9 protein-coding genes are annotated in these 13,982 nt (G+C 62.3%); 2 read left to right on the top strand and 7 right to left on the bottom strand.

The window, feature by feature from the left end; all coding sequences use genetic code 11:
* Positions 1–31 precede the first annotated feature (31 nt).
* From truA to leuC, 7 genes are all read right to left on the bottom strand, one after another.
* On the bottom strand, positions 32–895 hold the full coding sequence (gene truA, locus BLT86_RS04055; RefSeq protein WP_003461110.1) for a tRNA pseudouridine(38-40) synthase TruA: 864 nt from the start codon (positions 893–895) through the stop codon (positions 32–34).
* A gap of 7 nt (positions 896–902) precedes the next feature.
* Complete coding sequence (locus tag BLT86_RS04050; protein WP_092374949.1) at positions 903–3,737, bottom strand: FimV/HubP family polar landmark protein; 2,835 nt, start codon at positions 3,735–3,737, stop codon at positions 903–905.
* A 154-nt stretch (positions 3,738–3,891) separates the two neighbouring features.
* Entirely contained in the window at positions 3,892–4,902 is a 1,011-nt protein-coding gene (locus BLT86_RS04045) for an aspartate-semialdehyde dehydrogenase (RefSeq protein WP_092374844.1), read from the bottom strand.
* Positions 4,903–5,037: 135 nt separating this feature from the next.
* Complete coding sequence (asd, locus tag BLT86_RS04040) at positions 5,038–6,150, bottom strand: aspartate-semialdehyde dehydrogenase (protein ID WP_003461106.1); 1,113 nt, start codon at positions 6,148–6,150, stop codon at positions 5,038–5,040.
* 56 nt (positions 6,151–6,206) lie between these two features.
* Positions 6,207–7,289 (bottom strand): 3-isopropylmalate dehydrogenase, encoded by a 1,083-nt coding sequence (gene leuB, locus BLT86_RS04035; RefSeq protein ID WP_092374841.1) that lies wholly within the window; start codon positions 7,287–7,289, stop codon positions 6,207–6,209.
* 102 nt (positions 7,290–7,391) lie between these two features.
* Entirely contained in the window at positions 7,392–8,039 is a 648-nt protein-coding gene (leuD, locus tag BLT86_RS04030) for a 3-isopropylmalate dehydratase small subunit (RefSeq protein WP_092374838.1), read from the bottom strand.
* An 11-nt stretch (positions 8,040–8,050) separates the two neighbouring features.
* The gene (gene leuC, locus BLT86_RS04025; RefSeq protein ID WP_092374835.1) at positions 8,051–9,478 is read right to left on the bottom strand and encodes a 3-isopropylmalate dehydratase large subunit; all 1,428 of its coding nucleotides are present in this window, start codon (positions 9,476–9,478) and stop codon (positions 8,051–8,053) included.
* Between the two features lie 223 nt (positions 9,479–9,701).
* Here leuC and BLT86_RS04020 point away from each other — a divergent pair, with 223 nt between their 5' ends.
* Together BLT86_RS04020 and BLT86_RS04015 are read left to right on the top strand one after the other, a co-directional pair.
* Positions 9,702–10,583, top strand: a complete 882-nt coding sequence (locus BLT86_RS04020) for a LysR family transcriptional regulator (protein WP_003461102.1) — start codon at positions 9,702–9,704, stop codon at positions 10,581–10,583.
* Between the two features lie 102 nt (positions 10,584–10,685).
* Positions 10,686–13,973: a sensor domain-containing protein gene (locus tag BLT86_RS04015; RefSeq protein WP_092374832.1), complete on the top strand. Its 3,288-nt coding sequence runs from the start codon at positions 10,686–10,688 to the stop codon at positions 13,971–13,973.
* Positions 13,974–13,982 lie beyond the last annotated feature (9 nt).

Genomic DNA, 13,982 nt, shown 5'->3' with positions numbered 1-13,982 from the left:
TCGCCATCCGGGCTCGGATGGTAACAAAGGGTTATAGCTGTCGCACGTCCGGCAGACCGGAGAGAAAATGCGGCCCGAGATAGCGCTGCGGCAATTCGAACTCCTCCGGGTAATCGACTTGTATCAGATAGAGACCGTAGGGGTGCGCCGTCACTCCCCCGCTATGTCGATCGCCGCGCTCGAGCACCTCGCGCGCCCATTCCGGCGGCCGCTCACCCGCACCAATGGTCATCAACACGCCGGCGATGTTACGCACCATATGATGCAGAAAAGCATTGGCGCGAATATCCAGCACGATGAAGCGACCATGCTCGATAAGTTGCAGGTGGTGCACGGTCTTGATCGGTGACTTGGCCTGGCAACGGGTTGCCCGGAAGGCGCTGAAATCATGAGTGCCGACCAGCGCCAGGGCCGCTTCACGCATGCGCGCCACATTCAGCGGCCGATGATTCCAGGTGACTTCCTCGGCCATATGCGCCGGGCGAATCGGATCGTTGTAGATCACGTAGCGGTAGCGTCGCGCGATGGCCGAGAAGCGTGCATGAAAGTGCGCCGGCATCACCTTCGCCCAGGTCACGCTAATGTCACCGGGCAAATTCATGTTGGCGCCCATGATCCACGCGTGCAGCGAACGCTCGACAGTGGTATCGAAATGCACCACCTGACCACTGGAATGCACAGAAGCATCGGTACGCCCTGCGCACAGAATGCTGACCGGGGCACCACCGGCGACCTTGGACAAGGCATTTTCCAGGTGACCCTGGATCGACGGAACATTCGCGCCCTGGCGCTGGAACCCGCGATAACGTGCGCCCTTGTATTCGAGGCCCAGGGCGATTCTGAAAAAGCCAGCGGCCGCCATTTCGGCGGCCGCTACAGGTACTGCATCAGACATTTATCAATCAAACCAACTTGCTAATCATCTCACGAGCTTCTTGCTGCTGGGCGTCACTGCCCTCGGCAACCACTTCTTCGAGAATGTCGCGCGCACCTTCGGTGTCGCCCATGTCTATATAAGCCCGAGCCAGATCCAGCTTGGTCGCAGTTTCATCGGTGCCGGACAGGAAGTCGAAGTCATCATCGCCATCCAGATCACTGGACAGGCTGCTGGCCGGCGCCAGCGGAGCTGCTTGCGGCTCTTCGAGGTCAGCTGACAGCTGATCCAGCTCGGCGGTCACTTCATCCAGCTGCGCAGCGAAGCTGTCGGATGCAACAGCCGGCTGAACCGGAGTTTCGTCTTCGAGTGAGAGATCGAAGTCAGCCGGCAGATCGAGATTGGCAGATGGCGCTTCTTCAGCCAGATCCAGGCTCAAATCGGAAAGATCCTCGGCCGGCTGGTTCAGCGGTGCATCGTCATCGAGGCTCAGCAGGAAATCATCAGCTTCATCGCTGACTGCCGGAGCCGCCTCATCCAGATCCAGGCTGAAGGCGGACAGATCGTCGGTCGGCTGGGACAGCTCAACCTTGTCATCATCCAGGGCGAGATCGAAGCCCAGATCGTCGTCGGCAGAAGCTGCCGGCGCGGCGGGTTCATCGACCAGACCGAAGTCCAGATCATCATCCAGCGACAACGGCGCTTGCTCAGCCTTGCTCGACTGAACATCGCTCTCCAGATCGGCCTCCAGGTCATCGAGGCTCAGATCGAAGGCATCATCCAGATCAGCGCCGGTGGAAGCAGGCGTTTCTGCGGTCGGTTCATCCAGACTGAGGTCGCCCAGACTGAAGTCGCCCATGTCGTCATCGACGGAGGCAGCGGCAGCTGCGGCACCCACACCTGCGAAGGCTGCGATCGCTGGATACTTGGACTTCAGCAGCTCGGCTTCGGCATTCACCCCGCCGATCTCGCGCAGCTCGTTATCCTGACGGGCAAAGCCTTCGCGGTCACCCAGCTCGGCGTAGACTTCCATCAGCTTCAGACGCAGATCGGCGCGGTGCGGCTCGTCATTAATCGCGTTCTGCAGCAGTTCGGCCGCCTGATTGAAGCGCCCGTAAGCAATGTAGATATCAGCCTCGCCCAACGCGTCGCCAGTCTGCGCCGTGACACGCTCCTCGCCAGCGGCCTGGGCGGTCTGCACAGGCTCATCATCGAGGCCAGCGAAACTGTCTTCAGGCATGTCCAGGCCGGAGGCAAACGCCTGTTCCTGAGACAGGTCGTCGGCCAGTTCATCTTGCAGCTCGGACTCTTTCTGGGCGTTGCGGCGCGACAGCGCCATCAGGCCGGCCAACAGAAGCAGAAGCGCCCCACCACCGGCCAGACCCAGCATCATCGGGTTAGCCAGCAGGTCATCAATGAAGCTCTGTGGGGCCGGCGCAGGTGCAGGAGCAGGAGCAGGAGCAGGTGTAGCAGGTTTGGCTGCTTCGGCCGGCTTGACCGGGGCGGCTGGTTCAACGGCAGTAGCCGGCTCACTGGCCGGCTGTTGGGTTGCGGCGGCGCTGTCCTCGACGGGCGCAGCCGGTTCCTCGGAATAGTTGTAGTCAGGCGCTGCCTCCTCAGGCGGCGTAGTCGGCGGCGTGGCCGCCTCCACAGCGGGCGGCGCGGCCTCAGGCGCTGCTGCCGGAGTTTCCGCAGGCGGTTCTTCCGTTGCAGCAGGAGCTGCGGGCGCAGCCGACAGGTCGGCCTGCAACTTGGCCAACTGGCTGTCCTTCAGCTCCACCAGACGCTGCAGCTTGTCCAGCTGGCTTTGCAGGTCACTGACACGGCTCTGCAGTTCGGCGTTCTCACGACGAGTCGAATCCAGGCTTTCCTGAGTCACTGCCAGCTTGTCGGCCAGCGCCTTGCTGCCAGCCGCACCGGTATCGCTACCGCGAGTGGACTGACCTGCTTCAGCAGCGACCAGTTTCAGGCTATCACCCGCCTCTGCAGTCGCCGGCGCAGCGCCCGCTGTGGTGCGGCGAGTGGCATCCAGCTGACGCGAAGCGACAGCACGGCCTTCACGCCAGGCGGCATTCTGCTCGGCAACCTGAGCGATCGCCTCGGCATTGCTGCGGCTGCGAATCTGCTGTTCGTCCGGCAGGCGAAGTACCTGACCGCTCTTCATACGGTTGATATTGCCGCCGATGAAGGCATCCGGATTCAGATCCTGAATGGCCAGCATGACCTGATTGACCGAGCCACCACCGACGCGCTGGGCGATTTCCCAGAGCGTATCGTTGGCAGTGGTTCTGTATTCGTTACCGGCAATGGCGCGCGACGCCGGGGCCGGTGCGGCAGGACGCGGGGCCGGAGCGGGTGCTGCAGTGCGCGACGCAGAAGCGGAAGCAAGCGCCGCAGACGGACGCGGTGCAGGCGCGGCGATAGGCAGTTGCGGCGCAGCGGCTACGGTAGTTTGCGGAGAGTAAAGCGGCGGATCGAGCAGCAGGGTGTATTCACGCAACAAGCGCCCGTTCGGCCAGAGCACTTCAACCAGGAAGTTGAGGTAAGGCTCACGCACGCTCTTGCTCGAGGTGATGCGGATAACGCTCTTGCCGTTGGGCTTCAATACCGGGGTGAACTTGAGGTCGGTCAAAAAGTACTGACGGTCGACGCCAGCTTTGATGAACTCCTCAGGGGACGCGAGGCTGGGAATCACCTCATTGGAAGCAAGGTCGCGTACCTCCAGCAATTCGATTTCCGCTACCAACGGCTGATTCAGCGACGATTGCAGGGTAACTTCACCCAGCCCCAGCGCATGCGCCATACCGGAAGACAGCGCGGAAGCGGCTGCGATTGCCAGCACCAGTTTGCGAACCCGAACCATAGCGTTATCCCTTGTTTTATCTTTTTCTCGGCATGCGAGTGGGTCTTGAGAATTGCTGCCTGCCTCCGCTCCACGAGCGGCTCCCCATTCAGCAATCAACTCAGCCAGTATTGCCAAGCTAGAAAGATTCTTCAAAATTCTAGGTAAGTATCTTTTACAGATAGTGTTTTATCAATAACTCAGCTATCTGCACAGCATTAAGGGCGGCGCCTTTTCTTACATTATCAGACGCAATCCACAAATTGAGTTGCCTTGGATCGCTCACGCCGCGCCGGACACGCCCCACATAGACCTGATCCTGCCCCACTGCATCACCCACTGCAGTCGGGTAATCGCCGACCTCTACCAACTCGATGCCCGGCGCGACCTCGAGCAATTGCAGCACTGTACTGATATCGATAGCCGAATCAGCATACACGCCCAGTGCGAGACTATCGCCAAAGAACACCGGCACCAAGGCGCAGGTGGCTGCTACCGGAAGCCCAGGCAGACTCAATAACTGTTGAATCTCGGCCACCAGACGCTTCTCCAACTGAGCATGCCCGTGGTCATCCACCTCGCCGACCTGCGCCAGCAGATTGAACGCGATCTGTCGATCTACCGCCTTCGATTCCAGCGGGCGCCCGTTGAGCAGCTCGGCGGTCTGCCGCGCCAGCTCCTGCACACCGCTACGCCCCAGAGTGGAGATCGACAGCATGGCAGTCACCTGCAGCTGTTGGGGTCGCAGTACAGGCCTCAGCGTCGCCAGCACCAGCGCACAGGCAACCGCCGAAGGCGTCGGCGCACTGACACACCACGGCTTGGTCAATGCCGGCAAACCTGCGGCGCCAAGTTCGGGCAATACGCATGGCGCTTGCTCCAGCGAAAAAGCAGCACTCAGATCGATAACGGAACAACCGGCCGCGACCACGCGCTCATGATGGCTGCGCGTCACGTCAGAGCCCGCAGCAAAGAACGCCAGTTGCACCTGAGTGAAATCGAAGGCATCGAGCGATCTGACCCGCACCTGCCGACCACGGAAAGAAAGACTCTGTCCAGCCGACTCGCTGCTGGCCAGCAGATGCAGATCCTTCACCGGAAACTCACGCTCTTCGAGCAATTCGACCAGCGCTTCGCCGACGTTGCTGGTGGCGCCGATCACGGCGATATTGATGGACTGACTCATGAGCTGACCTACGACACAGAGGGAGCGGCACTGTAACTGCGCCCCATCGCCCAGGCAATCGGCTCCTCCAGAAAACACAAAGCCCCTCTGCCAAGACAGAAGGGCTTTGTTTGATACTGGATGCCGGCTTCGCGCTTAGCGCTCCAGCAGAATCCGCAGCATGCGACGCAGCGGTTCGGCAGCGCCCCACAGCAGTTGGTCACCGACGGTGAACGCCCCCAGGTACTGCGAGCCCATGTTGAGCTTGCGTAGACGGCCGACCGGAACGCTCAGGGTGCCGGTCACGGCAGTCGGGCCGAGGTCGCGGATGGAATCTTCGCGGTGGTTCGGCACCAGTTTGACCCAGGGATTGTGCTGGCTGATCAGGCCTTCGATATCGGCCATCGGCACATCCTTGTTCAGCTTGATGGTCAGCGCCTGGCTGTGGCAGCGCATGGCACCGATGCGCACGCAAATGCCATCGACCGGGATCGGGTTCTTGAAACGACCGAGAATCTTGTTGGTTTCGGCCTGAGCCTTCCACTCTTCACGGCTCTGCCCGTTCGGCAGCTCCTTGTCGATGTAGGGGATCAGGCTGCCAGCCAGCGGCACACCGAAGTTGTCGACCGGGAAGCCTTCGCCACGCATGGCCTCGGCCACCTTGCGGTCGATGTCGAGGATGGCGCTGGCCGGGTCGGCCAGTTCATCGGCGACAGCGCCGTTGATTGCGCCCATTTGCTTGATCAGCTCACGCATGTTCTGCGCGCCAGCACCGGAAGCAGCCTGGTAGGTCATGGCACTCATCCACTCCACCAGACCAGCCTCGTACAGACCGCCGAGCGCCATCAGCATCAGGCTGACGGTGCAGTTGCCGCCGATGTAGTTCTTGGTGCCGGCGTCCAGCGCCTGGTCGATCACCTTGCGGTTGACCGGATCGAGCACGATCACCGAGTCGTCATCCATGCGCAGGCTGGAGGCAGCGTCGATCCAGTAGCCCTGCCAGCCGGCCTCACGCAGCTTGGGGAATACTTCATTGGTGTAGTCGCCGCCCTGGCAGGTCAGGATCACGTCCAGGCCCTTGAGGTCGTCAATGCTGTAGGCATCTTTCAGCGCTGCGATGTCCTTGCCAATGGCAGGGCCCTGGCCACCGACATTGGAAGTGGTGAAGAACACCGGCTCGATCAGGTCGAAGTCCCGCTCTTCCAGCATGCGCTGCATGAGCACGGAACCGACCATGCCACGCCAACCGATCAGACCTACACGTTTCATAACGACTACACCTATATAAACAGCCCGCCGGAACCACCCCGGCAGGGCTGGGAAGATTACAGACTACGCAGCGCTTCGACTACTGCATCACCCATGGCAGCGGTACCGACCTTGGTCTTGCCCTCGGACCAGATGTCACCGGTGCGCAGGCCCTGATCCAGCACCAGGCTCACCGCTTTCTCGATGGCATCGGCGGCAGTGACCTGGCCGAAGCTGTAACGCAGCATCATCGAGACCGAGAGAATGGTGGCCAGCGGGTTGGCAATGCCCTTGCCGGCGATGTCCGGCGCGGAGCCATGGCACGGCTCGTACATGCCCTTGTTGTTGGCGTCCAAGGATGCCGACGGCAGCATGCCGATGGAACCGGTCAGCATCGAAGCTTCGTCAGACAAAATGTCACCAAACATGTTGTCGGTGACCATCACGTCGAATTGCTTGGGTGCACGCACCAGTTGCATGGCGGCGTTGTCGACGTACATGTGGCTCAGCTCGACGTCCGGGTAGTCCTTGGCCACTTCCTCGACCACCGCGCGCCACAGCTGGCTGGACGCCAGGACATTGGCCTTGTCCACCGAACACAGCTTCTTGCCGCGCACGCGCGCCATGTCGAAGCCGACCTTGGCGATGCGGCGGATTTCGCTCTCGCTGTACGGCAGCGTGTCATAGGCCATGCGCTCGCCGTTTTCCAGCACCTTGCTCTCGCGCGGCTGGCCGAAGTAGATGCCACCGGTCAGCTCACGCACGATGAGAATATCCAGGCCGGCAACCACTTCCGGCTTGAGGCTGGAAGCCTCGGCCAGTTGCGGGTAGAGGATGGCCGGGCGCAGGTTGCCGAACAGGCCTAGTTGCGAACGGATCTTCAGCAAGCCGCGCTCCGGGCGGATGGCCGGATCGATGGTGTCCCACTTCGGCCCGCCTACAGCGCCGAGCAGCACGGCATCGGCGGCTCGGGCGCGCGCCAGAGTCTCGTCGGCCAGCGGCACGCCGTAGCGGTCGATAGCGGCGCCGCCCAGGTCATCGAAGCTCAGTTCGAAACCAAGGGCGTACTTGTCGTTGGCCAGGTTCAGCACCTTGACCGCCTCGGCCATGATTTCCGGGCCGATACCGTCGCCAGGGAGAACCAGAATCTGCTTGCTCATCACATCCTCATCCGAACCGTAGGGTGCGCCCTGCGCACCGCTTGAATAATGATTGATCCGGTGCGCACAGCCTAAGCGGCCCAACACACCCTATCGAACGCGTTACTTGATCGCGCCGAACAGCCAGGGGCTGCTCTGCTGATAACCGACCTCGAACGCCTTGATCGCTTCCTGATCCTGCAGGGTCAGGCCGATGTCGTCCAGGCCGTTGAGCAGGCAGTGCTTGCGGAAGGCATCGACCTCGAAGCTGTACTGCACGCCATCAGGGCGAGTCACGGTCTGCGCCTCGAGGTCGACGGTCAGCTGATAACCCTCGGTCGCCTCGGCCTGCTCGAACAGCGCGTCGACTTCTTCGTCCTTGAGGACGATCGGCAGCAGGCCGTTCTTGAAGCTGTTGTTGAAGAAGATGTCGGCGAAGCTCGGCGCGATCACCGTGCGGAAACCGTACTCGTCCAGCGCCCACGGCGCGTGTTCGCGCGAAGAGCCACAGCCGAAGTTCTCGCGGGCCAGCAGAACGCTGGCGCCCTGGTAGCGCGGGAAGTTGAGCACGAAATCCTTGTTGATCGGGCGCTTGGAGTTGTCCTGGTTCGGCTGGCCGACATCCAGGTAGCGCCACTCGTCAAACAAGTTGGGGCCGAAGCCGGTGCGCTTGATCGACTTCAGAAACTGCTTGGGAATGATCTGGTCGGTGTCGACGTTGGCACGGTCGAGCGGGCAGACCAGGCCAGTGTGTTGGGTAAAGGCTTTCATCATCTAGCTCCTCAGGCCTGGATCAATTCGCGAACGTCGATGAAACGACCGGTAACCGCCGCAGCGGCAGCCATGGCCGGGCTCACCAGGTGGGTACGACCACCGGCGCCCTGACGGCCTTCGAAGTTGCGGTTGGAGGTCGAGGCACAATGCTCGCCGCTGCCCAGTTTGTCCGGGTTCATCGCCAGGCACATGGAGCAACCCGGCTCACGCCATTCAAAGCCAGCCTCGATGAAGATCTTGTCCAGGCCTTCAGCCTCGGCTTGCGCCTTGACCAGACCGGAGCCCGGCACCACCAGCGCCTGCTTGACGGTAGCGGCGACCTTGCGGCCCTTGGCCACCTCAGCGGCAGCGCGCAGGTCTTCGATGCGCGAGTTGGTGCAGGAGCCGATAAACACGCGATCGAGCTGGATATCGGTGATCGGCTGATTGGCGCTCAGGCCCATGTACTTCAGCGCACGGGTGATCGAGTCCTTCTTCACCGGGTCGGCTTCGACGGCCGGATCCGGCACGTTCTGGTCGACGGCCAGGACCATCTCCGGCGAGGTGCCCCAGCTGACCTGCGGTTTGATGTCTTCGGCACGCAGCTCGACCACGGTATCGAACACCGCATCGGCGTCGGACACCAGGTTCTGCCACTGCGCCACGGCCTTGTCCCAGTCGCTGCCCTTGGGCGCAAATGGACGATCCTTGACGTAGGCGATGGTCTTCTCATCCACCGCCACCAGCCCCACACGGGCGCCGGCCTCGATGGACATGTTGCAGATGGTCATGCGCCCTTCCAGCGACAGGTCGCGAATCGCGCTGCCGGCGAACTCCAGGGCATGGCCATTGCCGCCAGCGGTACCGATCTTGCCGATCACGGCCAACACGATGTCCTTGGCGGTGACGCCGAACGGCAGCTTGCCTTCGACGCGCACCTGCATGTTCTTCATCTTCTTGGCCACCAGGCATTGGGTGGCGAGCACGTGCTCGACTTCGGAGGTGCCGATGCCGTGGGCCAACGCACCGAAGGCGCCATGGGTGGAGGTGTGCGAGTCGCCGCAGACCACGGTCATGCCCGGCAGGGTAGCGCCCTGCTCCGGCCCGACTACGTGAACGATGCCCTGGCGCACGTCGTTCATCTTGAATTCGAGGATGCCGAAGTCATCGCAGTTCTCGTCCAGGGTCTGCACCTGGATGCGCGAGACTTCGTCGGCGATGGCTTCGAGGCCACCCTGACGCTCGGCCTTGGTGGTCGGCACGTTGTGATCCGGGGTGGCGATGTTGGCGTCGATGCGCCACGGCTTGCGCCCGGCCAGACGCAGGCCTTCGAAAGCCTGCGGTGAGGTCACCTCATGGAGGATGTGACGATCGATGTAGATCAGCGAGGAACCGTCGTCGCGACGTTTCACTTCGTGCATTTCCCAGAGCTTGTCGTAGAGCGTCTTGCCAGTCATCAGCCTTACCTCATCAGCGCCTTTTGAGCACATCCGGAAACTGCCTGCGTTATCACCGCCCGGCGTCAGAAGTGCACCTTTCTATGCCTGGGCGAAAATGGCCCTTCGGCTTATGGGGGGAATGCTATTGCCAGGCACGAAATAACTCAAATTCATATTTTTTATTCAAAGGATTCCGAAGAGGAATGTATGCTCAGCGCATCATTACTTACCGGAGCGTTCCATGGATCTGGCCAACCTCAACGCCTTTATCGCCATTGCCGAAACTGGCAGTTTTTCCGAAGCCGGCGAGCGCCTGCACCTGACCCAGCCTGCCGTAAGCAAGCGCATCGCCGGCCTGGAACAGCAACTGGGCGTGCGCCTGTTCGACCGCCTCGGCCGCGAGATTGGCCTGACCCAGGCCGGCCGCGCCCTGCTGCCGCGCGCCTACCAGATCCTCAACGTACTGGACGACACGCGCCGTGCGCTGACCAACCTGTCCGGTGAAGTCAGCGGCCGTCTGACCCTGGCCACCAGCCACCACATCGGCCTGCACCGCCTGCCCGCCCTGCTGCGCGCCTTCACCCGCGCCCACCCGCAGGTGGCGCTGGACATCCAGTTCCTCGATTCGGAAGTGGCGTATGAAGAAGTGCTGCATGGCCGCGCCGAACTGGCGGTGATCACCCTTGCCCCGGAAACCCGCGAACCGATCCGCGCCGTCGCCGTGTGGGACGACCCGCTGGATTTCGTCGCCGCACCGGAACACCCACTGGCACGCAGCCAAGTGATCAGCTTGGCCGACGTGGCGCAGCATCCTGCGGTCTTCCCCGGCGGCAACACTTTCACCCATCACATAGTGCAGCGCCTGTTCGAGGCCCAGGGCCTGACGCCCAACATCGCCATGAGCACCAACTACCTGGAAACCATCAAGATGATGGTGTCCATAGGCCTGGCCTGGAGCGTGCTGCCGCGCACCATGCTCGACGATCAGGTCGCTCGCCTGCCGATACCGGGCATCCAGCTGACCCGCCAGTTGGGCTACATCCTGCATACCGAGCGCACCCTGTCGAATGCCGCACGGGCATTCATGGATCTGCTCGACAGCCAGCGCGATGATCTTGCATAGGTATCCGAACTGAGACTAACGTGGCGACATAACGACAAAAACATATCTACATGCCTCTAACGCCCGCCCCGCGCATCGCGCACTCCGGAGGAAGGTACGGCCATGGCCAGATCGACTGACCAGACCCCGCCCCTGCCACATATACCGGCGATGGATCCCGCCGAATTCGAGCAAACCTGGCAAGACGCGCCGCGTTTGCTGGCCGCGCTGAACGGCGCCCATCTCGGCACCTGGTATTGGGACATTCGCAGTGGCCAGGTGAACTGGTCGCGCGGCGCCCAGGCCCTGTTCGGCCTCGACCCCAATCGCCCGGTCACGCGAGAACTGCATTACATCGAGCTGATTCCCGAAGAGGAACGTGCCGAGGTCCTGGCTAAATTCGACGCCATCCTCAAGGGCGAACAGATTGGCAACGCCCTGCGCCACCGTATCCGCTGGCCGGACGGCAGCCTGCACTGGCTGGAGATCACCGGCAGCCTGCAACGCGAGGCCGATGGTCGGCCGCGCATGTTCGGCGTGATCCGCGACATCAGTGCCCAGCAGGAGCGTGCCGAGGCTCTGCGCGCCTCCGAGGAACGCTTCGCCAGCCTGTTCCGCCTGAGCCCCGACATCATGATGTTGGTGCGCTACGACAACAGCGAGATTGTCGAGGTGAACCAGCACTTCACCCACGCCTTCGACTGGAACGCCAGCGACATTCTTGGCCGCCCCACCCATGAGCTGAATCTCTGGGTTCACGCCAGCCAGCGCGATCAGTTGCGCCAGCAAGCGCCACTGAGCCGCGAGCCGGTGATTCAGGAAGTACAACTGCGCACCCGTGGTGGCGATATTCTCGATGGCGTACTGTCGAGCCAGTACATCGAGCTGCAGGGCGAGCGCCTGGTGCTCTGCACCTTCCTCGATACCAGCGAACGCAAGCGCGCAGAAAACGCCCTGCGCGCCAGTGAGGAAAAGTTCGCCAAGGCCTTCATGCATACGCCCGACGCGGTGGCCATCACTGACCGAGCGACCGGCCGCTTCATCGAGGTCAACCCGAGTTTCGAGCAGCAATTTGGCTGGAGCAGCGCCGAGGCCGTGGGCCGCACCTCACTGGAGCTGGGCATCTGGGCTGACCCCAGCGACCGCCAGCGTATGCTCGACGCCGCGCAGACCGGGCGCCTGAACAACCTCGAGGTACGACTGTTCAGCCGCGACGGCAGTGTCACCAGCAACTTGCTGTTCGGTGGCGAAATCGAGTTGAACGGCACCTCCTGTCTGGTTCTCACCGTGCGCAACATCACCGAGCAGCGCGTGCAGGAGCAGGCACTCAACGAAAGCAGGCAGCGCCTGCGCCTGGCCCTGGAGTCGGCCGATCTGGGCACCTGGGACTGGCACATCCCCAGTAGTCGGCTGTTTGCCAGCGCCCGGGCGTCCCAGTTGCAAGGCCTGGAGCCGTTACCGTTCGAAGGCGCCTTCCTCGACTTCTTCCGTCAGGTACCGATGGAGGATCGACACAGTCTGCGCCAGAGCTACCAAAGCCTGGTCGCAGAACACCGCAGCCACTATCAGATCACCTATCGCGTGCAACTGGAAAATGGCGGCCTGCGCTTTCTCGAAAGCACCGCCAAGCTGCAGCTCGACGATACCGGCCAACCGCAGCGCATGGTCGGCACGCTGTTCGATATCAGCGAGCGGCTGCTGCGCGAGCAGCGCCTGCAAGCCTCGGAAGAGAAGTTTGCCAAGGCCTTCCACTCCAGCCCGGACGCCATCACCATCACCGAACGTGACAGCGGGCGCTATATCGAGGTCAACGAAGGCTTCACCCGCATCACCGGCTATCTGCCGGATGAAGTAGTCGGTCGCACGGCCTTCGAGCTGGACATCTGGGCCTACCCCGAAGAGCGCGTGCGCATGATCGAGCACCTGACCCAGCACGGCCAGGTGCTGCATATGGAAATGCATGGCCGCCACCGCGACGGCGAATTACGCCTGGTCGACGTGTCCGTGCAACCCATCGAGCTCAATGGTGTACCCTGCCTGCTGCTCACCGCGCGCGACATCAGTGAACTGAAGCAGGCCCAGGCGCAGGTCCAGCACCTGGCCTATCACGATGCGCTGACCAATCTGCCCAACCGCGCCCTGCTGATGGATCGCCTCACTCAGCAGATCGCCCTGCTCAAGCGCCATGAACTGCGCGGCGCCCTGCTGTTTCTCGACCTCGACCACTTCAAGCACATCAACGACTCGCTCGGCCATCCCGTCGGCGACTCGGTACTGCGTCTGATCACCGCGCGTCTGGAAGCCAGCGTGCGTCTGGAGGACACCGTGGCCCGCCTCGGCGGCGACGAATTCGTGGTGCTGCTCTCCGGTCTGGAGGGCAAGCGCTCGGAGGTCACCCGCCACGTTCGCCAGGTCGCCGACAAGCTGCGCCAGCTACTGGCCGAACCGATGCTGCTGGACGGCCACCGCCTACAGGTGACCCCGAGCATCGGCGTCGCGCTGATTCCCGATCACGGCAATACCCCGGCGGATCTGCTAAAACGCGCCGATATCGCCCTCTACCGCGCCAAGGACTCCGGGCGTAACACCATCCAGCTGTTTCGCACCACCATGCAGGACGCCGCCAGCGCACGTCTGCGCCTGGAGAACGATCTGCGCCTGGCCCTGGCGCGCGGCGAGTTCGAACTGCACTTCCAGCCCCAGGTCGATGCCCGTGATGGCAAGGTGGTCGGCGCCGAGGCACTGCTGCGCTGGCAGCATCCGCAGCTGGGCCCACAGTCGCCCGCGCAGTTCATTCAGGTGCTGGAAGAGAGCGGGCTGATCGTCGAGGTCGGTGGCTGGGTGTTGGCCGAGGCCTGCCATTTCTGCGCCCAACTGCTGGCTGACGGCCTGGTCGACAGCGAGCGTTTCAGCCTGTGCGTCAACATCAGCCCGCGGCAGTTCCGCCAGCACGACTTCGTCGAACGAGTCGCCAGTAGCCTGCGCGACAGCCAGCTGCCCAACGCCATGCTCAAGCTGGAGATCACCGAAGGCATCGTCATTCAGAATATCGATGACACCGTCGGCAAGATGTTGCGCCTGAAAAAGCACGGCGTCAGCTTCGCCATGGACGACTTCGGCACGGGTTACAGCTCGCTGACTTATCTCAAGCGCCTGCCAGTGGACATGTTGAAGATCGATCAGTCCTTCGTGCGTGACGCCACCCACGATCCCAACGATGCCGAGATCATCCGTGCCATCGTCGCCATGGCGCGCAGCCTGGGCCTGGCGCTGATCGCCGAGGGGGTCGAGCAGCAGGACCAACTGGACTTTCTGCAGTCACAGGACTGCCATCTCTACCAGGGTTATCTGTTCAGCAAACCGCTGCCGCAGGACGCCTTCCGCGACCTACTGAGCATGCAGAACGGCTGAAACCCAGCC

This window comes from Pseudomonas sihuiensis (genome assembly GCF_900106015.1).
In the GTDB taxonomy this organism is placed as follows: Bacteria; Pseudomonadota; Gammaproteobacteria; order Pseudomonadales; family Pseudomonadaceae; genus Aquipseudomonas; species Aquipseudomonas sihuiensis.
The sequence above is the reverse complement of the archived record's forward strand: the minus strand, read 5'-3'. Positions and strand labels throughout refer to the sequence as shown.

Excerpts from the sequence above, each read along its gene's own strand:
- BLT86_RS04015 (WP_092374832.1), top strand. The coding sequence starts at position 10,686 with ATGGCCAGATCGACTGACCAGACCCCGCCCCTGCCACATATACCGGCG.
- leuC (WP_092374835.1), bottom strand. The coding sequence starts at position 9,478 with ATGACTGGCAAGACGCTCTACGACAAGCTCTGGGAAATGCACGAAGTG.
- leuB (WP_092374841.1), bottom strand. The coding sequence starts at position 7,289 with ATGAGCAAGCAGATTCTGGTTCTCCCTGGCGACGGTATCGGCCCGGAA.
- BLT86_RS04050 (WP_092374949.1), bottom strand. The coding sequence starts at position 3,737 with ATGGTTCGGGTTCGCAAACTGGTGCTGGCAATCGCAGCCGCTTCCGCG.
- BLT86_RS04020 (WP_003461102.1), top strand. The coding sequence starts at position 9,702 with ATGGATCTGGCCAACCTCAACGCCTTTATCGCCATTGCCGAAACTGGC.
- leuD (WP_092374838.1), bottom strand. The coding sequence starts at position 8,039 with ATGAAAGCCTTTACCCAACACACTGGCCTGGTCTGCCCGCTCGACCGT.
- BLT86_RS04045 (WP_092374844.1), bottom strand. The coding sequence starts at position 4,902 with ATGAGTCAGTCCATCAATATCGCCGTGATCGGCGCCACCAGCAACGTC.
- truA (WP_003461110.1), bottom strand. The coding sequence starts at position 895 with ATGTCTGATGCAGTACCTGTAGCGGCCGCCGAAATGGCGGCCGCTGGC.
- asd (WP_003461106.1), bottom strand. The coding sequence starts at position 6,150 with ATGAAACGTGTAGGTCTGATCGGTTGGCGTGGCATGGTCGGTTCCGTG.